The sequence below is a fragment of the Aliiroseovarius sediminilitoris genome (genome assembly GCF_900109955.1).
GTDB classification, from domain to species: domain Bacteria; phylum Pseudomonadota; class Alphaproteobacteria; order Rhodobacterales; family Rhodobacteraceae; genus Aliiroseovarius; species Aliiroseovarius sediminilitoris.
The window spans coordinates 134,188-157,842 of sequence record NZ_FOJB01000003.1; the positions used below are offsets into that span (position 1 = coordinate 134,188).

A 23,655-nucleotide genomic window follows, 5' to 3' on the forward strand; every position below is an offset into this window, starting at 1 on the left:
TGGCTGCGCCCCGGTGCGGTTCAATAACCAAACAGATAATCCACCCAAGGGGCACCCCATGAATTATCAGGACTATTTCAAAACCCGCCTTGATGCGCTGCGCGAGGACGGAAACTATCGGGTGTTTGCCGACCTGCAACGCAAACGCGGTGCCTTTCCCAAAGCCCACCATACGGGCAAGGATGGCGCGGGCGATGTGACGATCTGGTGTTCGAACGACTATCTTGGCATGGGGCAACACCCAGATGTTCTGGCCGCGATGCACAACGCGATTGATACGGTGGGCGCGGGGGCCGGGGGCACACGCAATATTTCCGGCACCACCCATGACCACGTGTTGTTGGAGGCCGAACTGGCCGATCTGCACGGCAAGCAAGCCGCGCTTCTGTTCACGTCAGGCTATGTCTCGAACTGGGCGGCGCTTGGCACGCTGGCGTCACAAATTCCCGGCTGCATCGTGTTTTCGGACGCGCTGAACCATGCCTCGATGATCGAAGGTATTCGCCATTCGAAAGCCGCGCGAGTGATCTGGAAACATAACGATCTGGATGATCTTGAGGCCAGGTTGGCCGCCGCCGACCCCGACGCGCCAAAACTGATCGCCTTTGAAAGCGTCTATTCGATGGATGGCGACATTGCCCCGATCAAAGAGATTTGCGACCTGGCAGAAAAATATGGCGCAATGACCTATCTGGACGAGGTGCATGCGGTTGGGCTTTATGGGCCACACGGGGCAGGGGTTGCCGAACGTGAAGGTCTGATGGATCGCCTGACGGTGATCGAAGGCACGCTGGGCAAAGCCTTTGGCGTGATGGGCGGCTATATCGCGGCCTCGGCCGAGCTGTGTGATTTCGTGCGCAGCTTTGCCAGCGGGTTCATCTTCACGACGGCGCTGCCGCCTGCCGTGGCCGCAGGCGCGCGCGCGTCGGTGCAGCATCTGAAACGCTCGAATGTCGAACGCGACCGCCAGAAGGAACGCGTCGCGAAGGTGCGCGAAGGGCTGGATGCGATGGGCATTCCGCATATCGACAACCCCTCTCACATCATCCCTGTGATGGTGGGCGATCCGGTGAAATGCAAGTTCATCTCGGACACGCTGATGCGCGATTATGGCGTTTACATCCAGCCGATCAATTATCCCACCGTGCCCAAAGGCACCGAACGTCTGCGCATCACCCCGTCGCCGGTGCATTCGGACGCGGATATCGCGCATCTGTTGGGAGCATTGGAAGAGCTGTGGCACCAGTGCGAGGTTGCGCGGGTTCCGATGGCGGCGCAGTAGGCGCCTAGCCCTTCCAGTCCAGCGCGATCGGCGGCGCGATGTGCAGAAGGTCCACCGCCCGCGCGGCGATTTGGTCGACCACCTGATCCACGCTTTTCGGCAGCATATAGAAGGCTGGCACCGGCGGCAGGATGATTGCTCCCATTTCCGTGGCTTGCGTCATGTTGCGCAGATGGGCAAGCGTCAGGGGCGCTTCGCGGGTCATCAGAACCAGCGGACGGCGTTCCTTGAGCTGCACACTGGCGGCGCGCGTCAGAAGGTTGTCGTCCAATCCGTTTGCGATGGCGGCCAGGCTGCGCATCGAGCAGGGCGCGACGATCATCCCCGCAACGGGGGCGGAGCCAGAGGCAATCGACGCGCCGATATTGCCACGTTCGTGGAACCGGGTCGCCACGGCGGTGATCTGGTCAAAGGCATCGGCGCCGCATTCTTCGGCCAAGGTGCGTTCGGCGGCGGCGCTGACCACAAGGTCGATCTCGGCCCCGATCGCCGCAAGGTGCCGCGCGGTGGCAAGGCCAAGCGCCGCCCCCGATGCGCCCGCGATGCCAAGGACGACGCGGGTCATTGGGACAGCTCTGGCAAATGTCGCGCCAGAATGTCGGCGGCAAAGGCCGCGTCTTGCGCGTTGGTGTGCATGACGTCGCCCCATTCGCGGCTGGTTTCTGCGCCGATCTTGTTGGTGGCGTCGATGCCGATCTTGCCGGCAAGCCCCGGCTCGGGCGACGCGAAATCAAGGTAATCCATCGGCGTCCTCTCCAATATCGTCACATCGCGCGACGGATCCATCCGCGTGGCGAGCGCCCATGCGATGTCATCCCAATTGCGCGGGTCGATGTCATCATCCACGACAATGATCATCTTGGTATAGCTGAATTGCGGCAACATCCCCCACAACGCCATCATCACGCGGCGCGCCTGCCCCGGATAGCGCTTGTCGATGGCAATCACCGCCATGCGATAGGACGCGGCGGCGGGGGGCAGCCACAGGTCGCGGATTTCAGGAATTTGCGCGCGGATCAGGGGCAGGGCGAGGCGGTTGAACACCTCGCCAATGATCGCTGGTTCGTCGGGCGGACGTCCGGTGTAGGTGGACAGATATATCGGGTCTTTGCGGTGGGTCAGCGCGCTGACCTGCATCACGGGGAAGGGGTCGACCTGGTTGTAATATCCGGTGTGATCGCCAAACGGGCCTTCGGGCGCGGTTTGGGTCGGGTGAACCCAGCCTTCGATCACCATCTCGGCATCCGCGGGCACCATCAGGGGGATGGTCTTGGCGGGCACAACGCGGGGCCGCGCGCCGGAAAACACGCCCGCGAAACCAAGTTCCGACACCGTTTCGGGCAGGGGAAGGGCGGCGGACAGAAGCGTGGCCGGGTCCGCGCCCAAGGCGATTGCCACGGGCATCGGTTCACCTTGCGCGGCCCAGCTTCGGTGATGCGCAGCGCCGCCCCGATGCGCCAGCCAGCGCATGATGATGCGGTCGCGGTCAATGACCTGCGCGCGGTAGACGCCCGCGTTGTAGCGGTTCACGTCGCCTGCATCGCCGCCAAATGGGCGGGTCAGAACAACGGGCCATGTGATCAGCGGCCCTGCGTCGCTGGGCCAATGGGTCTGGATCGGCAGGGCGGAGAGGTCCACGGCAGTGTGAACCTCGGCCTGCACCGGCGCGCGGCGCATGATCTTCGGTCGCGTGGCAAGGGCTGCTTTCAGCATCGGCCAGCGCGACAGTGCGTCGCGCATCCCGTCGGGCGGCGTGGGTGCGCGTAAGGCGGCCAGAAACGCGCCAAGCTCATCCAGCTTGTCTTGTGTGATCCCCAGCCCTGCGGCGACGCGTTCGGGCGTGCCGAACAGGTTCACCACGACCGGAATGTCGGACACGCTGCCCCCATCCAGCACGGGTTTGTCAAAGCGCAGAACCGGGCCGCCACGGTCCAACACCGCGCGGTGCACGGCGGTCATCTGGTGACGCACCGACACGGGGTCGGGCACGGCGGTCAGGTCGCCGCGCGCCGCCGCCCAATCGAGATAGGCGCGCAGGGTGGGGAAGGGGGGCAGGGTGCGGATGGTCGGCTCCTTTTGGCTGATCGTTTACCGCTATCACCCGGCTGTGATCGGGCAATTGACCTTGATCAAGTTGCTCCGCGCTGGGGCTGTTATCAAGGCCTGGCGGAAACACCCGTTTGCCCGTGTTCAAGAGGTGCGCCATGCAGGACCATGCCGTCCAACTGCCTGTTTTTCCACGCCTTCCGGCATTCGCCCTGCGCGGGTTGCCATTGACACCTATCGCACTTGCGCTTGGCGCGTTTGCCCGCCGGATGGGCGCGCGGCACCCGTCGATGTTCAAGCGGCTGGGCGACTATGGCAATGCGCGTTTCGTGCTGGACCCGACCGACCTGCCCGTCACGCTTTTGCTGGAACCCCGCGCGGGCCATCCCCGCCTGCGCCTGTCGCGCAAACCGATTGAGGGCGACGCGCGGATCGCCGGGCCTCTGTCCGGGCTTCTGGGCATGGTGCACGGGGCCTACGATGGCGATGCGCTGTTTTTCTCGCGTGATCTGGTGATTGAAGGCGACACCGCCGCGGTTCTGGCCCTGCGCAACGCCATTGATGATGCCGAGCTTGATCTGGCCGCCGAAGCCGAGGCGATGTCCGGTCCGTTCGCGGCTCAGGTCAAGCGCCTGATTGGGCTTGCTGAAACCAAAACCGGCGTGGCCCTGTCGCGCCACGAGGAGGACCCCCTGTGGTAATGGAAATCGTTTGCCCCGCCGGCACGCCCGCATCCCTGCGCGCGGCTGTGAAAGCGGGGGCGCATACCGTCTATTGCGGGTTTGCCGATGAAACCAACGCGCGCAACTTCCCCGGTCTGAACTTCGACCGGGACGAAATGCGCGAAGGCGTGAAATTTGCCCATGACCACGGCGCGCAAGTGCTGGTGGCGATCAACACTTACCCCCGCGCGGGGGCCGAGGCGATCTGGCACCGCGCGGTGGCGGACGCGGAAAAATGCGGCGTCGATGCGGTGATTCTGGCCGATCTGGGCCTGCTGGCCTATGCCGCGAAACACCACCCCGGCTTGCGTCGGCACCTGTCGGTGCAAGCCGCCGCTGCCAATGCCGATATGTTGAATTTCTATGCCAGCGAATTTGGCGTGAAGCGCGTCGTGCTGCCGCGCGTTCTGTCGGTGCCGGAAATTGCCGCGATCAACGCCGAAACCGAGGTCGAGACCGAGGTGTTCGTCTTTGGCGGCCTGTGCGTGATGGCGGAAGGGCGCTGTTCGCTCTCCTCTTACGCCACTGGGCTGTCGCCCAACATGAACGGCGTGTGTTCACCCGCAAGCCATGTGGAATACCACGATGACCACGGCGCGTTGTCGGCCAAGCTGGGCGGGTTCACCATTCACAAGGTTGGCGCGGATGAACCCGCGCCTTACCCCACGCTGTGCAAGGGGTGTTTCAGCGCAGGCGACGCGACCGGGCATCTGTTCGAAGATCCGGTCAGTTTGAATGCCGAGAAGCTGATCCCTCAACTGGCGAAGGCCGGGGTGACGGCGTTGAAGATCGAGGGGCGGCAACGCTCGCGATCCTATGTCGCGCAAGTGGTGCGCAATTTCCGTGCCGCTGTCGAGGCGCAAGCCGCAGGCCGCCCCATGCCCCAGGGGATGTTGGCACAACTGACCGAAGGGCAGGCCGCGACCGCGGGTGCCTATAAGAAAACCTGGAGGTAGCCATGCAGTTGACCGTCGGACCAAACCAGTTTTTCTGGAAAGCAGACGCGTGGAGCGCGTTTTACGACCAGATGGCCGCCGCCCCCGTGGACCGCGTTGTGCTGGGCGAGCTTGTGTGCTCGAAACGCTTGCCATTCTACCAGGACCGCATGCCGGGCGCGATTGAAACGCTGCTGGAGGCGGGGAAAGAGGTTGCCGTGACCTCGCTTGCCCTTGTGACGTTGAAACGCGAACGTAAACTGACCGCCGAACTTGTCGATGCAGGTGTCGAGGTCGAGGTGAACGACCTGACCACGCTGGCCTATCTGCCCAAGGACGTGCCGTTCTCGGTCGGGCCTTTGGTCAATGTCTATAACGAAGGCACGCTGGCATGGCTCGCCGATCGTGGGGCCACGCGCATTTGCCTGCCGCCGGAATTGCCGTTGGCATCTGTCACCGCGCTGGCGGCTGAGGGCGCGGCGCGCGGCGTGGCGATCGAAGTGTGGGGGCATGGCCGTTTGCCGCTGGCGATCTCGGGCCGTTGCTATCACGCGCGGCTGCACAAACGCACCAAGGACAATTGCCAGTTTGCCTGCGAGGATGACCCCGATGGGCTGTCGGTGCGCACCTTGGAAGACCAACCATTCCTGGCAATGAACGGCGTGCAAACCCTGTCGGACAGTTGCGCCAGTATGGCCAATCAGTTGGAGGTGTTGGACAAAGCCGGCGTGAATGCGCTGCGACTGTCACCGCAAACCGGTGATTTTCTGCGCGTCTGTCAGGCGTGGCGCGACCGGATTGACGGGACGCTGGACGCAGCCGCATTGTCTGAAAAACTGGAAACCCTGTCGGGCGGTATGCGTCTGTCGGATGGATTTTTGACCGGTGCACGCGGTGCCGATTGGTCGCGTGCCAAAGAAGGAGAACCCGCATGAGGATTGCGTATATCACCGCAGACGGGCGGGGCGAAACCGACCGCCTGATCGCCGAGGCCGCCGCCACCCTGGAAGCCGAAGGCTTTTTGCTGAACGGAATCGTGAAAGTCTTGCAGGACCAGCCCGCAGGGTCGCATCATTGCGATATGGACGTGCGGGTGCTGGCGGACAATCGCACCATTCGCATCACGCAATCCTTGGGCGCAGGGTCCGAAGGATGCCGTCTGAACCCCGAGGCGATAGCCGAAGCCGTGGCCGCCGTCGATCAGGCCAGCGTCAATGAGGCCGACGCGTTCATCCTGAACAAGTTTGGCCCGGAAGAGGCCGAAGGGCGCGGGTTTCGCGCTGCCATCGCGGCCGCATTGGAGCAGGACATTCCGGTGTTGGTCGGGCTTGGCGGGGGGGAGGCCAGCCGCAAAGGCTTTGCCGAGTTTGTCGGCGATATGGCCGAAACCCTGCCCGCCGACCCCGATGCGATCCTGACGTGGGTGCGCGGCTGACCTGTCAGGCCGATGCCGCTTTGCGCGCGCCGGTCAATTCTGCGCTGATCGCAGCGGCAACCATCGCGTCCACGCCGGGCAATTGGCTGATCACCGGCAACAGGCGGCCTTTGAAGGCGCAAGCGCCCAGTTCCTCGTGCACGTCCTCGCGCACATGGTCGCCCTCCATCGCGAAGAAGGGCAGGCACAGGATGTTGTCTGGCAGGGCTTTCGCGACCTCGGGGATGGTCGGGGATTGTTCCAAAAAGCCCACCGAGATCGCGGCGTCGGATAAAGCCGCGGCCAGCAGGTCTGCAAAATCATAGGTGGCGCGCGCGGGGGCGTGACGTCCGCTTCCCGACCCATGCGCGACCAGCAACAGCGGATCGCCATCGTTCCAGCCCTCGGCCCGCAGGCCAGCGGCGGCCAGACCAGGCAGGGCCGGGTCCATGCCAAATGGCGTCATCACAGCGTAAGGTGCGTCGCCAAGCCGTCCGGCCAGACAGGTGCGCACGAACCAGCCGTCGGACATGAACAGCGGATAGACCACCGCACCGGGGGACATCTTGGCAAGCTGCGCCTCAAGGCTGCCGGGCCTGGCCAGTGTGGCCGATCCCAGCCGCAGGTCGGGCATATGGGCTTGCACCTTTGTGACATAATCCGCCAACGCGGCTTCGGCCGGGTCGGGCAATGACGGTTGCCCGTGCGAGACGATCAGGGCGTCGATATGGTCCAATGGCTGGCTCCTTTTGAAAGCTGGCGCGCGGTTAAGGCGTTTCCACAACAACCTGGTTCATCTGCTTTTGTCAAAACGCCTGCGACAAACGAGTTGTGCGAGCGTTTCGAGGTATCTTCGTGTCTCAAGTATAACTCGAAACGCTTTAGTGGCTGGTGCCTTCTTCGAAGGTGATCTTGTTCCAGACGTTGTATTTGCCCGAAGGCTTGCGCATCGGCAAGCGTTTCACGATCTCAAGCGTTTTGGCGTCATAAACCAGAACTTCGCCATCGTCTTCCCAGACGGACACCAGTGCGCGGCTGCCATCCTTGGTAAACTCGACATGTGCGACCGTTGCGCCCGGCACGGGTTGCAGGGTGCGCACGATCTCAAGCGATTGTTTGTCGATGATATGAATCTTGTCCTTGTTCGGCCCGAAGAACACATCGGCCCAGACATAGGGCGAATTCTTGTGGCTGCGCATGAAGAAGCCCGGCCCTTCGGTGGTGATCCGCTTGACGGTTTTCCAGCTGTTCATGTCGATCACCGACACCACGCCTTCTTTCAGGTGCGGGGTCGCCATGACCTTGGTGTCATTCCAGTCCCATGTAATGCCGGATCCAAGGTGAGGCATCCCCGGCAAGTCCAGGTCGGCCACTTTCTGGCCAATCACAAGGTCGATGACCAAGCCATCTTCGCCTTTGCGGGAGGCGCCCATGATATGTTCGTATTTCTGATCGAAGAAGAAATCGTCCAGATAATCGGGCGTGGTGATCTTGCGGATCGGGAAGGGTGTGTCCTGCCTGGTCGGGCCTTCGATGCGCCAATCATGGGTGAAGCCCGCAGCAAACAATCCCATGTCGGGGTTGTCGCTATAGGACACTTCCCAGATTTCCGGCACGTCTTTCAGCGCCAGCACGAAACTTTCGCGCGGTGGGGCCTGATAGACGGCCGACACCCGGCTGGGCGTGCCGTCCTTGCCCACAACCTCGTGCACCTCGGCGACCGACAAATCATCGGTGGACAGGATGGTCAGCGTGTTGGGCAGGTAGTTCGCCACCGCCAGCCATTTCCCATCGCCTGACATGGCAATGTTTCGGCTGTTCAGACCGGCCCGCACGCGGCCCACCTGTTTCAGGGCGTAGATGTCGTATTTCTGCACCCAGCCATCGCGCGACATGATGAACACGAACTTGCCGTCGGGGGTGAACTTGGGTCCGCCATGCACGGCAAAGGGGGTTTCGAACCGGTCCAGAACCTCGAACGTGTCGCCATCCAGGACCGAGACGTGGTGATCGCCCGTTTCCACCACCAGCGTGATGTTCATCGGGTCCGACGGCCAGACCGGCGCACCCACCGGCGCGTAATCTTCATCCATCACGCGGCTGGCCATGATCTCGGGTTCAGTCCAAGGCGGAATGACATCCAGCGGCGTATTCAGATAGGCGGCGAGTTCGGCAATTTGTTCACCCGACAGCTCTTCGCCATAGGCGGGCATCTGGGTGGTGACGCGGCCATCGCGGATTACCGCCTCGATCTTCGGGCCGCGCATTCGGGCCAGTGTTTCGGGAATCAAGGCCGGACCTTGCGCACCCAGCCGGTTATCGGCGTGGCATTCGGCGCAATAGTCCTGATAATCCTGCGCCGGATCGGCGCTTGCCGCGAAAGGCAGGGCGGTCAGGGCTGCCGCCAGCGCAAGAGCTTTAGAAAAACTGGTGTTTCGGGTCATTGCTTTTGCCTCGGAAGGGGGTGACTTCAAGCCGGTCGGCATCGGTCACGCCGATTTCGTCATTCGTCAGATAGCAGGCCGGATCTTCGGCCCACGGATCGCCCGTCACCTGCAACGCGCGGATGCGGGTGTTGCCGCCGCAGACATCCTTGATCGCGCAGGCGCCACACCGACCTTTCAGCGGGCGGGGCCGGGTGCGCAGGGTGGCAAGCATCGGGTCATCGCCGGTCCACAGTTGGGAAAACGGCGTGTCCTTCACATTGCCGACGGTGTAGTCGGACCAATATGTGTCGGGGTGAACCTTGCCCAGAAAGTCGATATTGGCGACCCCCATGCCCGAGGAGTTGCCGCCCCAGGCCACAAGATGTTCGCGCAGATGGGCGACTTTCTCGGCGTCAAAATTCTCGGCCGCCCATTGCAGGAAATAGCCGGCATCGGCATCATTGTTGCCGGTGACAATGTCCAACTGCCGCCCGCCCGACGCGCTTTCCCACGCGCGGTCGATCAGCATATCCATGCCCTTGCGGGTCATCAAATGGTGCGCATCTTCGCCCCGGTTCTTGTCGCCGCGACCGGCATAGACAAGGTGGGACAGGTAGAATTTATCAACCCCTTCGTCATCGCAGAGTTTCAGAAGATCGGGCAGATGGTGCTGCGTGCCTTCGGTGAGGCAAAAGCGCAGGCCAACGCGAACGTCACGCTTTTTCAGCTCGCGCACACCGCGCACGGCATCGTCAAAGGCACCATCCACGCCGCGGAACCAGTCGTTGGTTTCGCCAATCCCGTCGATCGAGATGCCGACATAGTTGAACCCGATCTCGGCCACCTGATCGGCGGTCTCGCCATGGATCTTGGTGCCGTTGGTGGACAGGGCCAGAACGCGTGTCAGCTTGCGGGCGCGCTTTGCCAGTGGGAACAGATAGGGGCTGTCCAGCGGCTCGCCGCCTGACAGGATGATCGCGGGAACCTTGAATTGGCCGAGGTCCTCCAACGTGTCCATCGCTTGCGCTTCAGACAGTTCGCCGGGGAAATTCACGTCTGCCGACACCGTGTAGCAGTGACGGCATTTCAGGTTGCAGCGGCGCGTCAGGTTCCAGATCACCACGGGTTTCACCATCCCGTCGCCCCGGCGCTGGCGCACGGGGGTGGGTTTGGCAAGTTGGTGCATGTATTCGGTCAGGCGGAACATATCAGCCCCCTTTCTTGCGAAGCCGAAGCCCCGTCTTTTTCAGAATGCGAGTGGAATAAAGCGTGTCCGAGCCGCGCAGCGCATCGCCCAGAAGCTCGACGATCTGCTGGCGCTTTTCCTCGACCTCGTCGCGCGATGATCCGTGGACCATGGCAAACAGGTTATAGGGCCAGTCGGGCAGCGCGCGCGGGCGTTCATAGCTGTGGGTGACGAAGGGCAGTGCGCCGATCTTGGGGCCGACTTCGGCCAGCACCGCGTCATCCACATCCCAAACGGTCATGCCATTGGCGGTCATGCCCAGTTTGTAATGGTTTGGCGCTGCGGCGATACGGCGGATGACGCCGCTTTCCTTCATCGCGGCAAGGCGGGCGGTCAGGTCGGACTCCGCCAGCCCCAGTTTCTTGGCCACTTCGGCGTAGGGGGCAGGGACCAGCGGCAGGCCGGATTGCAGCGCTTCGATGATCGCGCGGTCTGTTGCGTCAATGCTCATGCCGCCACCCTGAAGCCGATGAAGAATTCCTGAAGTTTCGGGAAGCGGAACACGGGCAGGCCGGTTTCATCCTCGATCTGGTCGGCGATGTCGGCGATGCCTTCGGGTGTTTCACAAGCCAGCACGAACCACATGTTCAGCTTGTGGGTGCGTTCATAGTTGTGGGCCACTTCCGGGTGCGCGTTCACTTGGTCGCACACTGCGTCAAACCGGTCGGCGGGCACATTCATGGCGCACAGGCAGAACGCCCCGCCCATGGCGGCGGCGTCAAAGAACGGGCCGAAGCGGGTCAGGACGCCGGAGGTGCGCAGGGCGCAGACACGGTCCAGCAGAGCCTGTTCCGTCAGACCAAGTTTCTCGGCCAACGGCGCGAAGGGGCGGTGATCCAACGGCAGGTCGTCTTGCAGGGCGTTGACCAGTGCGCGGTCGATATCGTCAAGGGCGGTCATTCGGCGGCCTCCTTTTCTTTCGCGATCATCGCGCCGGTTTGGCGGAAGCAGCGGGTGGAAAACAGGACCTTGTGCTTGATGTTTTCCAGTGCGGGCAGGGCGCGGGCTTTCTCCAGCACCGCTATTGCAGCCTCGCGCGATTGGGCGTGGATCATGCAATACAGGCGATAGGGCCAGACATCCGCGACCGGGCGGCGTTCATAGCACAGTGTGACACCGGGCAGGGCGGCCAGTTGGGTGCCTGCTTCAGGAATGTCGTCTTTGGCCACGTGCCAGACAACCATGGCGTTCGACGTCCAGCCCAGCTTTCGGTGGCGCACGATGACACCCAGACGCGACAACACGCCGGCCTCGGTCAAGGCAGTGACGCGCGACAGAACCTGAGCTTCGCTCTGGCCAAGTTGATCGGCAATCACGGCATAGGGGGCGGGAACCAGGGGCATACCTTTGGTCAGGATGTTCATCAGGGTCTTGTCGCCGTCGCGGATCGCGGACAGATCCAGCGCCCGTGGGGTGGCGTGCATGACCGGCGTGTCTTGTCCCGCCATCTTGAAGCCAAGGTCGATGTTGAAGGGTTGCACCAAGCGCAGGTCGATCACCCGCAGCCCGGTGCGTTGAGAAATACGATCAAGCGAGGCGTTCACCGCGTCCCGATCCGGCCCGGTGGCGACGAACCAGATGTTCCACTGGTCCTCACGCTCGTATGAATGGTTCACGCCGGGGTCTTCGTTGATGATCGCCGCGACCTCTTCTATGCGGGTTTCGGGCGCGGCGACGGCGGCGAGCGTGGAGGCAGACAGCGTGTTCGGCGCACAGGTCGCGCCAACCCGCGTGATGGTGCCGTTTTCCTGCATGTCCGCCAAGCGGTTCAGCACGTCAATTTCGCTGGTGCAAAGCGTGTTTGCCAAATGCGCAAATGGGCGCGGGATCGCGGGGAAGTCGCGCTGCCAATCGTCCAGCAGGGCGCGGTCAATGGGATCGGCGACCTCTCTCATAACCTACAGTCCCGTCCGGTGCGCGCGGGCGGTGAAGAAGATGCCTGACGGGCTGTCGGCCTCAATCTCGCGCAGAAGCTCGAAGGTTTGCGTGTCGTAGACCTTGACCTTGTTTTCGTCGCGCACGCTGATCCAGATTTCGTGACCGCGCGGGGTAAACTCCATGTGCAGCACGGCGGGGCCGGGTTTGAATTGGTGGATCACCGCTTTCGTTACCGTGTCGATCACCTGAATGGTGTCGTTCATCGGGTGGGCGAAATTGACCCAGACCTGACGGCCATCGGGGCGCGCCATGGCGAAAACGGGTTGGGAATAGGTCTTGGTGCGGCCGGTTTCCTTTAGCGTCTGGGCGTCGATCCACAGAACCTCGTGGTGGCCCACGGCGGGCAGCACGAATTCGGACCCGGTCAGTGCCCAGCCTTCAAGGTGGGGCATTTTATAGACCGGCAGTTCCTCCTGTCCGCGACCATAGTTCGGCATGACGCGGATCGGTTCGGGATCATCCTCCCACAGGTCCAACGCGGTCAGACCATCTTCGCCAAACAGACCGGTGATATAGGTGCGACCATTGCCTGTGACCAGCGCGTCATAGGGGTTTTTGCCCATGTCGGCGATCTTGGTGATCTCAGGCTCGTTGCCGTTTGACATATCGGCAATCCATGTTTCGCCCGTGTCCCACATGGTGAACACGAAGCGGCGGCCAGGGATGTCGACAAGCCCGATGGTTTTCGACCCCGTGGGAATGTCCGCCACCAGTTCCAGCGTATCGGCGTCAAAGACACGGACGCCGCCGGGTTCATAGTTTGACACGGCGACCAATTTGCCGTCGTCAGAAATTGCCCCGCCGATCGAGTTGCCGCCCTGCACCACGCGGTTGGCGATCTTGCGTTCGACGATATCGACCTTGGTCAGCCCGCCGTCACGGCCAAACACATAGGCGAACCGTTCATCGGGCGAATAGACCAGCGAGGCATGGGACAGATCGCCCAGGCCTTCGATGCGGGCCAGCGATGCGCGGTCGGATTGATCGACCAGCAGGACCGAACCTTTGGCCCGTTCGATCACCAGCCCCAGATCGCCCGTGGCAATGGTGTCGGAAAGCGCCGCAGTGCCAAGGGTGGTGGCCAGCGCAAGGGCGGAAATCAGCGTTTTCATTCGGTGTCGCCTTTCAGAAGATAGTCAGCGATCCATGCGGCCTCGGCCTCGGAAATCAGCGGGCGCCAAGGGGGCATGGCGGTGTCGGGGATGCCGTCGAGGATCACCGATTGCAGAACCTCCGGGTCATAATGCTCGATGGTCTCGGGGCGGATGTCCGGCCCCAACCCGCCTTTCAGGGTCAACCCATGACAAGATCCGCAATCCTGTTGCACCAGACGCGTCAGGGCGATGGGGTCAATCGGCGCTTCGCCCGCATGGGCGGCACCTGACAGAAGAAGAAGGGCCAGAAGGCTACGCATGGGCGGCGAGCTCTGGCGCGGGATCGAACCGGGCGGCGTCATAAAGCGACACGACCTTGCCGATGATGAACAGGGTGGGGGGCTTCAGCCCGGCGCGCCGGGCATCCTGTGCCACGTGATCGAGGGTCGAGATCATGCGCGCCTCGTCAGGTGTTGACGCGCGCGAGATTGCCAGGACAGGCGTGTTGCCCGGCAGGCCTTCGGTCATCAGGCCCACGGCGATCTGGCCGATATTGGCCACGCCCATGTAAACGACAAGCGTCGTGTCGGGGTTGGCCAGGCATTTCCAGTCAAGATCCAGCACGCCATCCGCCTGTCGGTGGCCGGTGACATATTGCACGCCGGTGGCCAGACCCCGATGGGTCAGCGGCACGCCGGTCACACTGGACGCACCCTGGGCTGCGGTGATGCCGGGGGCGTATTGGACTTCGACCCCTTGCGAGACGGCATAGCCCGCCTCTTCCGAGCCGCGCCCGAAGATCAGCGGGTCGCCCCCCTTCAGACGCGCCACGGTAAGACCGGCGCGCGCCTTTTCGACCAGAATCTCGTTGATCCGGTTTTGCGGCACCGTATGACATTTCGAGGCTTTGCCGACGAAAATCATCTGTGCATCGGGCGGGGCCATCGCGACGATGTCATCGGACACCAGCCGGTCGTAAACCACCACGTCAGCCTCGTTCAGCATACGGATGGCTTTCATGGTCATCAGCTCGGGGTCTCCGGGTCCTGCGCCAATCAGATAGATTTTGCCGGTCATATCGTGTCTCGCTCGTCCTATGGATGGCTGGAAGCCAGATACCCGAGGAGCGTGACAGCATCGAACATGCGCCAGAAGACAGACATCGCCAGCGGGTGAGGCTTGGGCCGGTTTGTAAGGCTAAAATGGCCCGTCCGGTGATCTGCTTCCTTGATCTAAGTTAAGGCGCAGCCAATTAACCGCGCCCTTTTTCATGTCAAAAAAGGTATAAAACAATCAGTGGGTTGTGCCGACTACTCGTCGGTCACAGTGACCATACCGATCATTTTTTGCGTTTCCCAATGTGGACCACAAAGATATTGCTGCTCGCCTGCGGTCAGAAAGGTGAATTCGACGCTTTCTTCGGGGAAGGCGCGGTCGCTTTCGGGTTGGTCAGGCAGAATCACACTGTGGCTGGTGCGCTTGTCGACATTGACCCAGCGCACGGTCGTGCCGACGGGCACGGACAGATTGCCGGGGCAGAAGTTATACTTGTACATCTTGACGATGGTAACGCCTTCGGCCTCGGAAGAAGGGGCGCCAAACAGTTCGACATATCGGTCTTCGGCTTCGGCACAAAGCTCGGTTTTGTCTTCATCTGCGAAAACGGGAAACGCCGTGGAAAGCACGGCGGCAGAGGACAGGGCAAGTGCATGAACAGAGCGTTTCATAAGCGTTCCTTTCTGAGCCTCGGGGAAAGACGCTGCGGCTGGTTGAGGCAGCCGCAGCGCAGTTCTTATTGTTTGACCACGTTAATCGTGGCTTCTGGATTGTCCAGTGCAAGGCTGGTGTCCAGCGTCACATGGTGGAAACGTGCCGCCGCATAGTCGTCATGGATCGCAAAGCCGACCGTGTAGGTCTTGCCAGCTTCCAGAGCGACATCGCCTTCGCCACCCATCAAGGGCCGCGAGAACGTGACGGTCCACATGCCATCGGCACCCAGGTTGGCTTCGGCGGCCATATCGCCGTCGTTCACCACGCGGCGATCCAGCAGATAGCCGTTTTCAGAGGAACCATCCGCATAGACGCGCATCAGGTCCAGGAAAGTGCCATCGGCCAAGAGCTGATCGATCTCGGCGGGATCTTTCACCTTGTCCCATCCACCCAACGGTTTGTCGCCGCGGCCTTTCAGCTCGATCTCTGTGCGGCTTTCAGCCAGATACTTGGTGATGGTTTGTTCGGCCTGAAGCTGCGTGGCGATGTCGCCGCTGGCGGCAATCGCGTCCGCACCCGGGTCGAAGGGCATATAGGTGTTGTCAGCGTGACAGCTTGCCCAGCAGCCCACTTGCTCACCCATCTCGATCCCTGTTCCGGTGATCATCATACCAACCTTGATCTGGTTGTCCGGGTCCATCTTGCCACCGTCCACAAACGGAACGGGGTTGTGTTCGGCATTCATCCATTGCAGGCGGAAATAGACGTTCTCGTCGTCATATGCGGCCTTCAAGGTGGCGGCGATCGTGCCGCGTTTGCCGGGGATGGGGGTCGGCTCAAGCCCGCCTTCGTCCGAACCGGTGACAATCTTGTTGCCGATGGTTTCCAGTTCCTTCGCGTGACAGGTGGAACACTGGTCGCCGCCTTTGGTCAGCGGGCGTGCGCCGCCGTGATTGCGACCGTTTTGCACCCATTCGAACGAGGCCTGGCCCGGATAGAACAGCGTCAGGTCAGACGATGCGACAGCGTCCCAATCGACATTCGCCCCAACCGTGCCACCAGCACTTGCACCGTCGGATGCACCCGCGTCACCGCCTGCCGATCCGTCCGTGGCAGAGCCTGACATTTCGGCTTCAACCTTGGCGCGTTCATCTGCACGAGCGGCTTCGACGGCGGCTGTTACACGGGCGCGGGCGGCTTCGGCCTCGGCCTTGCGGGCGGTTTCTTCCTCGGCTTCCGTCGCTTCTATTCGGGCAAGGCTGTCCAGATAGGCCTGCGGCACTTCACGTATGAATTTCGGGTTCGGCGCTTCCAGCGCTTCCAGATACCCTTCTTCGGCGCGGTCGCGTAGATCCGAGTGTGCGATGCCTTTGTGGCAGTCGATACAGGTCTGCCCGGTTTCCATCGCGTTCAGGTGTTGCTGACGGGCGCGCGGGGCCTGGAATTCCGGCATCATCGACTGGAAGTCGTGACAGTTTCGGCATTCCCGGCTATCGGAGTTTTTCATCCTTTCCCATTCGTTCATTGCCAATTTCAGTCGTTTGGCTTCGAACTTCTCTTCGGTGTTGATGGTCCCGATCATCTTGCCCCAAAGCTCTTTCGAAGCTTTGATCTTGCGGATCATCTTGTGGGTCCAGTCCTTCGGCACGTGACAGTCGGAACACACCGCGCCCACGCCCGAGCGGTTCACGTCGTGAATCGTGCCCTGGTATTCCTGATAGACGAAATCTTCCATTTCGTGGCAGGAAATACAGAATTCCTTGGTGTTTGTGGCTTCCATGGCGGTATTGAAACCACCCCAGAAGATGATACCGGCGACAAAGACGCCTAGAATCCCGGCAAGCGGCATTCCCCACAGGAAATACCGCCGCCAGATTGGCTTTTTCGGGTCGCTACCGTTGGTCTGGGGCATGTCCAGGCTCCGTTCTGGCTTCGTGTTTGGTCCGTGTTCAGACCTGCTTATCAGAAAAGGGGCGGGCGCTGTGCCCGCCCCCCTGGGTTCGTTTCAACTCACCGTCAGGTGACGTGGTTCGACCGGTTATAGACGTTGAATTTGCCGGTCGGGGCATAGAGACCTTTCACGCGGGCTTTTTCTTCCAGCGTTTCGGCGTCGTAGATCACGATCTCGCCATTTGGCTCAAGCGAATCTGCGAGGTTCCAGTTCGAGACCCAGACTTCGGTGCCGTCTGCGTTGAACTCGAAGTGCACAGCGGCGTTGCCCTCCGTATCTGTCACCTGAATCGTTTTCACGATTTCGCCGGTCTCTTTCGAGATGACCTGAACAGATTGCTGAACTTCAGGATCGGGGTGTTTGGTCTGGTCCGCCCATACATACTTGGAGTTCGGGTGGGTCCGGATAAACAGGCCAGCGCCGTCGGTTTCAACTTCGTAACAGGTTTTCCAGGCGTCATCCGGGCGACCTTCGGGGTCGTTGCCCCAAACCGTCACGGTGCCGACACCCAAGTGGGTGGTGCCTGCAACCGGGCCACAGTTCGGATCTTCCCAGTTGGCGCCGGGGCCGGGGTGCGGCAGGGCGGCAACGTCGATCATGGATTCCAGCTTGCGTTCCTTGGTGTCGACGACAACCATTTTGTTCGAGGCGTTCGCCGCGATCTGGAAGTAGCGACCTGTCGGGTCAAAGAACCCGTCGTGCAGGAACTTGGCGCTGTCGATCTTGTCGATGCGAAGATTGTCGAGGTCGGAGTAATCGACCTGCCACATCTGTCCCAACTCCTTCACGGCAACCAGCCATGTCGGTTCATTGGGTGTGTTATAGATCGCGGCCACACGGGCCTCTTCAACATAATCACCATCGATGTTCACGCCGCGTGTCGAAACGACCTTCAGCGGTTCCAGCGTTTTCGCATCCGCAATCACGAAGTGCGGGGGCCAGTAACCACCACCGATCACGTATTTGCCGTCACCGGATACCGCCACGTCGCGGGCGTCGTAGGCGATCTTGACTTCGGAAACCAGCATCTTGTCCGGTGTTTGCCACAGGTCGATCTTGGTCATCTTGCCGTCACGGCCCATAGTGTACCAGAACCGGCCAGGGTTTTCCGGTTCAGAGATTTCGCTTTTCTCTGATGCTTTGATCACGTGCACGGCATAGCCGGTCGGGATGTGGGTCAGAACTTCTTTGGTGTCGCCGTCGATGACAGCCACTTTACCGGCATCACGTTCGATGACGACGAAGAAGTTTTCCCAGTTGCGCCCGTGCAGCGGCTCGGTCGGATAGTCGGCTTCTTCGACATAGACCTTGCGGGTCTCTTTCATCTGCGCCAGCGACATTTCCGGCGGCTTGGGCGGATCCATCTGGATATAGGTCGCCATGTCTTTGATCTGCTCCTCGGTCATGATGTCCGAGAAGTTGTTCATACCGCCTTCGGTGCCCCACTGAATGATTTTCTCAAGACGTTCTTGTCCGAGTTTCAGCGTGCCGCCTTCGGTCACTGTGCCGTCAGCAGCTGTTTTCTTCCATTGGGGTTCCAGGTTCTTCCCTGTCGCACCTTTGCGAAGCACGCCGTGACAGCCGGCACATTGTTCAAAATATAGTTGCTTGGAAGCTTCGAATGCTTCATCGCTCAACGTCGGCTCTTGGGCAAAAGCCGGCATTGCAACGCTGCTGAGCATCATGGCAAAGCCGATCCCTAGCGAACTGCGGATTTTCTTTTGGGTGGTTCCAAGTGACATGATCACTCTCCGTTTGCTTGGTGAGGCAAGAAGAAGATGACGGTTCTGGACAAAACGCGTCTTGATATATGTCAACGAAGTTCACGAAAACGAGAGCAGCTTTGTTAAGTGTCTGGGAAGTCTGCTCTTTATGTTTTGGTCACGGTTCAAGTTTGTCAAACAAGACCGGGTTACTGAGTGTCAGTTTGCAAATGAATTTGTTACCGAGCCGACAAATTTGGCAATCAAACTGATTGGGTGCCCCTGAATTCTTTGGATCAGGCTATCGAAGTTCTTGTCGAGCAGAGAGTGTGCAAATCAGATCTTCAAGTGCTTTTTCATAGGCCAGAAGCTTTTGCTGCCCCAACTTGAACGCCTGTGCCATTTCATTTGCAACCAGTGACCTGTTCTCAAACGCACTGAATATATCTTCGATGATGGTTTCACTTGCGTCGGCGGTGCAGTCGACTGTGTAATGGTATCCCAAGCTGTCAAACAATCCTGCAAATTTTCGGCTGTATGCCATTGGCACAACGGGCACACCGGACGAAAACGCAGCGATGCAACTGTGCATTCGGGCGCCCATGAAAAAATCCAAACCCGAAATATAAGATTTTGCTTCACTTGGAGACCGGAATTCGGGCGCTACCTTCGCTGACGGGTATGTCTTTGCAAGTTCATTGCAGGCATGAAGGTCGTCTTCCACACTTCCTTTTACTGCGGAAATAACGTGTGGAACCAAATGGAGTTCGCAGTCAATTTTGTGATTGATAAATCGTTCGATAATATCTGTGATGAGCTTTCGGTAATCGATATGCAGACCAAACATGTTCTTGCCTGTGTAGCCGCCGCTCATCAGCAGGCCTGATACGTTAATTCCCACTTTGACCGGGCCGCCCTCGGCCTTGGATGTTTCAGTGTAGGGCAAGCGCAGAGCAACATCCGATGCCTCGATGATCGAGCCATTTATCCCCAGTTCACGCGCGCATTGAGTGGAAAGCTTGTCGCGTGTCGCAACGATGGCGGATCTACGTAGCGAGCCTTTTGCAAGAAACCTTGAAACGGGTTTGGTGAATGGACCAATTGTTTGCGGCGCGGTCACCAAAGGACACCGTGTGATATGAGCAATATATTTTAGTATGAAAAGGACATTAAGCCGCCTGCGCCCATAAATATCGGTAAAGCTGTCGCCAGCACCGATATCGATCACCAAATCTGCCTGACGCATCAAACGCAGAACCTTGTGAGGTTGGCGCAGCACACGAACATTCTCGACCGTGATGTCCGGGCCGGTTATATAGGCTTCTCGCGTTCCTAAAGCATCGATGACTGTTATTTGCACATCGATGCCGGTTCGTTTGGCAATTCCCCGAAGAATCTCTACTTCCGACGCAGTAAGAGCGCCGACACCAAGGTTGTCATTGCGTGCTCCGTGGAACGTGAGGACAACATTAATCATCAAAAAACCTGCCTGAAATTACCTGCTCGCGCCTTCCACGACGCTATTTATCTTGGCGCCTGTTGGGTCTATAGCACGGTTTTCCCGCTCCGCGATATCCCGAAAATTCACCGCTGCATACTGTGCCAAAACTGCAAAGAACGAGATCTTCTGGAAGGGCGCCATGGGAAACAGTCACTCTTCCCGTGGGCTCGCAAGTCTGGCACCAAACACGCAGTTCCGGGGGCAGATTTTGGAATAGATGCAGTCCGGACGCAGAGTGGGGAAGGCGCTTCATGAACGCCGGGGCGGTCCGGATACAACCCGCACCTTCACCCATAGGATCGCCGGCCGGTAAAAATGGTTCGATCATTACTCAATAGACTTGCATCTGAAAGCGTGCGCCCATTCTTCTGTTTGTGCGTAACACTGTTGACCATGCTCTCACTTTCTACAGCAAGTTTGAATGTTACGAAAGCATGGAGCCTGGCCCAGAAGTGTCGCCATGCGGCTTTCTTGTCAGAGCTTGACTGCCCAGCAAGATGATTGAACAAAGGCTTTGGGCGGGATGCAGATTGTGCCGGTTCGACTCCAATTTGAGCGCTAGGATATTGTCATATGTTTAGGTCTGCCCTTCTTATTTTGTCTGGCAATGCTTCCACATCAATTTTGTTGTTTGCACGAAACTTACTTGTGGCGCGGTTGGTCAGCGTTGAAGACTATGGGATTGCAGCTACATTTGCCATCAGCATGGCCATCGTGGAGATGATGTCGACGTTGGGCTTGCAGTCGTTGATTGTGCAAGACCGTGAAGGGGATGACCCCGCTCTTCAGGCCGGACTTCAAGGGTTTCACCTTCTGCGAAGCGTCATATCAGGCGCGGTGCTTTTTTTCATTTCTCACCCGATTGCAAATCTTCTGGGTATCCCAGAGGTCGCCTGGGCATACCAAGTTTTGGCTGTGGTGCCAGTTCTGCGTGGTTTCATCCACTTTGACATCTACAGAATGCACCGCAGTATGGTTTTCCTGCCCTCTGTGATCAGCACGTCTGGACCCGCGCTTCTTGCGGTTCTGATAATCTGGCCGCTGTATCAGGTTCTTGGCGACTACCGGGTAATGCTGTATTCTGTGGTGGTTCAGGGTTTTGCCCTGATGATTGTTTCTCACCTGACGGCAACCCGGACATATAGACTGGCTTTGGATGGCACCATCGTTCGGCGCGCGTTGTTGTTCGGATGGCCGCTGTTGATAAACAACATTCTGTTGCTGGCTATTTTTCAGGGCGAGAAATTGATCGTTGGCAGCGAACTCGGGTTAGAGTCGCTGGCGATCTTTGCGATGGGTATGACGCTGACATTGACCCCCACGTTGCTGTTCTCGAAGAGCTTGCAGTCCTTTATGCTTCCACAACTCTCTGCCGTGAAGGAATCTCCGAAAGAATTTCGCCACCTCGCCAGAGTGTCGCTGGAGGCGAGTTTGTGCTTTAGCCTTGTCCTGGTGTTGGGGTTTGTCCTTCTTGGGGCACCAGTCGTGAATATCCTGCTGGGCGACAAGTACAGTAACCTCATCCCGTTTCTGACATGGTTGGCTATATTGCAGGCCTTGCGCGGTTTTAAGACAGGCGCGTCTGTCGTGGCGGTTTCACAAGCCAAGACGGAAAACGCGATGATATCGAATGCCATTCGGGCGGCACTGCTGATCCCCGCGTGGTACCTGGCAACACGTGGTTACAGTCTTGAGGTCATCGTATGGCTTGCGATTGTTGGCGAGTTTCTGGGTTATCTCGCGTCCATGGTCTTGCTGCGATATCGAATAGGATTGCCCTTGCGCAAATCCATTGTGTCGGCGATGTGCGCGATTGCGGTTCTGTTTGTTGTCGCCGTTTTTTCGTGGCAGCCGTTCGGTGATGGGCAATCTTCTTCAGTTATTTCCGCGATTGCATTGCTTCTATTCTCGACCGCTTCTTTCATGACAATGCGTGATCTTCACCGATATGTCCGGGAGCACTTTCTGAAAAAGGTCTTAGGGTAGTCTGGCAGACGCCGTATCGACAAAAACTTTCTACCTATGTCGCGCATAGTCAGCCAAGGGCCATTCAGATCATTGCGTGCATATCGTCGCGAGGAGCTAAGCGCTCTTGGCGCAGAGCAGCGTTGACAGCGCCGCTGAACCGTTGGCTGCTTGATCCTGACCATAGGATGCCAGGGCCAGATTCGGAATCCGGTCCGCGCAATATGTCTTGTGGTTTTTGGACGGTGTTGGATGTCCGCAGGGTCGCAGGATACGGCCCCAATTCTACGGATTTCATCTTCGGGCTGAGCGAAAAACCACTTACCTGCCACAATCTCGGCGCTAATCTGCCGCATAGCGAAGGAATGTTCACCTTCGGGGTGCTTTTATCAATTCGCCTGCGTAGTGACACGCGGGAAACCGAGATTTGCAGGAGAAAATGAATGGCAGTCTTCAATGTTAGCAATGCAGCCGAACTAAAAGACGCGCTTAGCAAAGCGAATGGTGGCGATGAGATCGTATTGGCTTCCGGTGACTACGGTCACTTGGGATTGGACTCCAAGACCGATTTCAACGTGAAATACTCTTCGGAGATCGTGATCAGATCAGGGAACTCTAATGATCCTGCGGTCTTCTCATCGATGAAGCTGGGCCAAGTCGAAAACATCACATTTGACGGAATCCTGTTCGACTATGAGTATAGTTCGGGCGACACCAAATATTCGAAACCGTTCCTGGTAACGAAAAGTGAAAACGTCACAATCAAGAACTCTGAGTTCCGTGGTGATGTTGCAGGAAGCGAAAATCTTGGAACGGCACAAGGCCTGAACGTCAAGGAAAGTACCGGTGTAACCGTTGAAAGCACAGAGTTTTCTCTGTGGCACCGCGGGCTTATCGTCACTGATAGTTCGGACATCAAGGTGTTGAACAACGACGTGCATTCCATGCGATCCGACGGTTTGGACTTCGCAGCGGTCCAAAACGTTCTGATCGAAGGCAACTACATCCACGATTTCACCGGCTCATCTGATCCGGGTGATCACCGCGACTTCATTCAGTTCTGGACCAACGGAACAGACGTCCCCAGCACCAATGTGACCATTCGGGACAACATTTTGGATATCGGCGAAGGAAGCTGGGCCCAGTCGATCTTCATTCGCAATGAAGAAGTCGACAACGGCCGCGCTGGCGAAGAAATGTTCTATCAGGACTTCGTGATCGAAGGAAACTATATCAGGAACGTTCACCTGCACGGAATCACCACCGGTGAATCCAATGGTCTGACCATCAAGGACAACGTGCTGATCTCTGCCGAGCCCAATCTGGACGATACCGCAAACGCATATCACTTCGATACATATGGTGATCGCTCACTGATGCGGGTTCCAACGATCCGCGTGAATCCAGAAAGCGACGACGTTTCGATAAAGGGCAACCAGTTCTTCGGTTCTGAAGGCTATGCCGAACGCAGCGACGATCGCATTTTCGATACCCAGACGGACAAAGGTATCGACAATGTTCCCAACGGTTGGGAAATCAGCAACAACTCGATAGATGCGAGCTCGCAGGGACCTGCCGTACCTGATTACGCGTCGAGTTCTTCGTCAAACAATAACTCAGATGCCGCAGATGATGCAGCGGCTCAGGCAGCAGCAGAAGCGGCGGCTCAGGCAGCAGCAGAAGCGGCGGCTCAGGCAGCAGCGGAAGCGGCGGCTCAGGCAG

At 59.2% G+C, this 23,655-nt stretch carries 22 protein-coding genes; 7 read left to right on the plus strand and 15 right to left on the minus strand.

The window, feature by feature from the left end; genetic code table 11:
* Positions 1 to 58: 58 nt before the first annotated feature.
* Complete coding sequence (hemA, locus tag BMY55_RS16540; protein WP_091433779.1) at positions 59 to 1,282, plus strand: 5-aminolevulinate synthase; 1,224 nt, start codon at positions 59 to 61, stop codon at positions 1,280 to 1,282.
* 4 nt (positions 1,283 to 1,286) lie between these two features.
* Here hemA and BMY55_RS16545 read toward each other — a convergent pair whose 3' ends face one another.
* The gene (locus BMY55_RS16545; protein ID WP_091433679.1) at positions 1,287 to 1,847 is read right to left on the minus strand and encodes a UbiX family flavin prenyltransferase; all 561 of its coding nucleotides are present in this window, start codon (positions 1,845 to 1,847) and stop codon (positions 1,287 to 1,289) included.
* Positions 1,844 to 3,346 (minus strand): UbiD family decarboxylase, encoded by a 1,503-nt coding sequence (locus BMY55_RS16550; protein ID WP_091433681.1) that lies wholly within the window; start codon positions 3,344 to 3,346, stop codon positions 1,844 to 1,846. The genes BMY55_RS16545 and BMY55_RS16550 overlap by 4 nt, the downstream gene beginning before the upstream one ends.
* A gap of 140 nt (positions 3,347 to 3,486) precedes the next feature.
* Here BMY55_RS16550 and ubiT point away from each other — a divergent pair, with 140 nt between their 5' ends.
* The 4 genes from ubiT to BMY55_RS16570 are packed head-to-tail and all read left to right on the plus strand — an operon-like array spanning position 3,487 to position 6,420.
* Positions 3,487 to 4,029, plus strand: a complete 543-nt coding sequence (ubiT, locus tag BMY55_RS16555; protein ID WP_091433684.1) for a ubiquinone anaerobic biosynthesis accessory factor UbiT — start codon at positions 3,487 to 3,489, stop codon at positions 4,027 to 4,029.
* Positions 4,029 to 5,006 (plus strand): ubiquinone anaerobic biosynthesis protein UbiU, encoded by a 978-nt coding sequence (gene ubiU, locus BMY55_RS16560; RefSeq protein ID WP_091433685.1) that lies wholly within the window; start codon positions 4,029 to 4,031, stop codon positions 5,004 to 5,006. The genes ubiT and ubiU overlap by 1 nt, the downstream gene beginning before the upstream one ends.
* Positions 5,007 to 5,008: 2 nt before the next feature.
* A complete protein-coding gene (ubiV, locus tag BMY55_RS16565; RefSeq protein WP_091433688.1) occupies positions 5,009 to 5,920 on the plus strand; it encodes a ubiquinone anaerobic biosynthesis protein UbiV in 912 nt (303 codons plus the stop codon).
* Positions 5,917 to 6,420, plus strand: coding sequence for a DUF2478 domain-containing protein (locus BMY55_RS16570; RefSeq protein WP_091433691.1), 504 nt, complete (start codon positions 5,917 to 5,919; stop codon positions 6,418 to 6,420). The genes ubiV and BMY55_RS16570 overlap by 4 nt, the downstream gene beginning before the upstream one ends.
* Before the next feature lie 4 nt (positions 6,421 to 6,424).
* Here BMY55_RS16570 and BMY55_RS16575 read toward each other — a convergent pair whose 3' ends face one another.
* From BMY55_RS16575 to BMY55_RS16635, 13 genes are all read right to left on the minus strand, one after another.
* Positions 6,425 to 7,135, minus strand: coding sequence for a CbiX/SirB N-terminal domain-containing protein (locus tag BMY55_RS16575; RefSeq protein WP_091433695.1), 711 nt, complete (start codon positions 7,133 to 7,135; stop codon positions 6,425 to 6,427).
* 145 nt (positions 7,136 to 7,280) lie between these two features.
* Positions 7,281 to 8,843 carry a nitrite reductase gene (locus BMY55_RS16580; RefSeq protein WP_091433698.1) on the minus strand — a complete coding sequence of 521 codons (1,563 nt, stop codon included), beginning with the start codon at positions 8,841 to 8,843 and terminating at the stop codon, positions 7,281 to 7,283.
* Entirely contained in the window at positions 8,818 to 10,032 is a 1,215-nt protein-coding gene (nirJ, locus tag BMY55_RS16585) for a heme d1 biosynthesis radical SAM protein NirJ (RefSeq protein WP_091433702.1), read from the minus strand. Before nirJ ends, BMY55_RS16580 begins: the two co-directional genes overlap by 26 nt.
* Position 10,033: 1 nt before the next feature.
* The gene (ahbB, locus tag BMY55_RS16590) at positions 10,034 to 10,522 is read right to left on the minus strand and encodes a siroheme decarboxylase subunit beta (RefSeq protein ID WP_091433706.1); all 489 of its coding nucleotides are present in this window, start codon (positions 10,520 to 10,522) and stop codon (positions 10,034 to 10,036) included.
* Positions 10,519 to 10,971 (minus strand): Lrp/AsnC family transcriptional regulator, encoded by a 453-nt coding sequence (locus BMY55_RS16595; RefSeq protein ID WP_091433709.1) that lies wholly within the window; start codon positions 10,969 to 10,971, stop codon positions 10,519 to 10,521. Before BMY55_RS16595 ends, ahbB (BMY55_RS16590) begins: the two co-directional genes overlap by 4 nt.
* Entirely contained in the window at positions 10,968 to 11,966 is a 999-nt protein-coding gene (gene ahbB, locus BMY55_RS16600; RefSeq protein ID WP_091433712.1) for a siroheme decarboxylase subunit beta, read from the minus strand. Before ahbB (BMY55_RS16600) ends, BMY55_RS16595 begins: the two co-directional genes overlap by 4 nt.
* Before the next feature lie 3 nt (positions 11,967 to 11,969).
* Positions 11,970 to 13,121: a cytochrome D1 domain-containing protein gene (locus BMY55_RS16605; protein WP_091433715.1), complete on the minus strand. Its 1,152-nt coding sequence runs from the start codon at positions 13,119 to 13,121 to the stop codon at positions 11,970 to 11,972.
* On the minus strand, positions 13,118 to 13,423 hold the full coding sequence (locus BMY55_RS16610; protein WP_091433718.1) for a c-type cytochrome: 306 nt from the start codon (positions 13,421 to 13,423) through the stop codon (positions 13,118 to 13,120). Before BMY55_RS16610 ends, BMY55_RS16605 begins: the two co-directional genes overlap by 4 nt.
* On the minus strand, positions 13,416 to 14,180 hold the full coding sequence (gene cobA, locus BMY55_RS16615; protein ID WP_091433720.1) for a uroporphyrinogen-III C-methyltransferase: 765 nt from the start codon (positions 14,178 to 14,180) through the stop codon (positions 13,416 to 13,418). The genes BMY55_RS16610 and cobA overlap by 8 nt, the downstream gene beginning before the upstream one ends.
* 233 nt (positions 14,181 to 14,413) lie before the next feature.
* Positions 14,414 to 14,830: a cupredoxin domain-containing protein gene (locus BMY55_RS16620; protein ID WP_218142267.1), complete on the minus strand. Its 417-nt coding sequence runs from the start codon at positions 14,828 to 14,830 to the stop codon at positions 14,414 to 14,416.
* Positions 14,831 to 14,895: 65 nt separating this feature from the next.
* Positions 14,896 to 16,725: a NapC/NirT family cytochrome c gene (locus BMY55_RS16625; protein ID WP_091433723.1), complete on the minus strand. Its 1,830-nt coding sequence runs from the start codon at positions 16,723 to 16,725 to the stop codon at positions 14,896 to 14,898.
* Between the two features lie 104 nt (positions 16,726 to 16,829).
* Positions 16,830 to 18,506 carry a cytochrome D1 domain-containing protein gene (locus BMY55_RS16630; RefSeq protein WP_218142268.1) on the minus strand — a complete coding sequence of 559 codons (1,677 nt, stop codon included), beginning with the start codon at positions 18,504 to 18,506 and terminating at the stop codon, positions 16,830 to 16,832.
* Between the two features lie 262 nt (positions 18,507 to 18,768).
* Entirely contained in the window at positions 18,769 to 19,944 is a 1,176-nt protein-coding gene (locus tag BMY55_RS16635; protein ID WP_091433724.1) for a polysaccharide pyruvyl transferase family protein, read from the minus strand.
* Positions 19,945 to 20,541: 597 nt separating this feature from the next.
* Here BMY55_RS16635 and BMY55_RS16640 point away from each other — a divergent pair.
* Both BMY55_RS16640 and BMY55_RS16645 read left to right on the plus strand, forming a co-directional pair.
* Entirely contained in the window at positions 20,542 to 21,954 is a 1,413-nt protein-coding gene (locus BMY55_RS16640; protein WP_091433726.1) for an oligosaccharide flippase family protein, read from the plus strand.
* A 422-nt stretch (positions 21,955 to 22,376) separates the two neighbouring features.
* Positions 22,377 to 23,655 (plus strand): right-handed parallel beta-helix repeat-containing protein (locus BMY55_RS16645; RefSeq protein WP_177179412.1); only part of this gene is annotated, 1,279 nt, incomplete at its 3' end.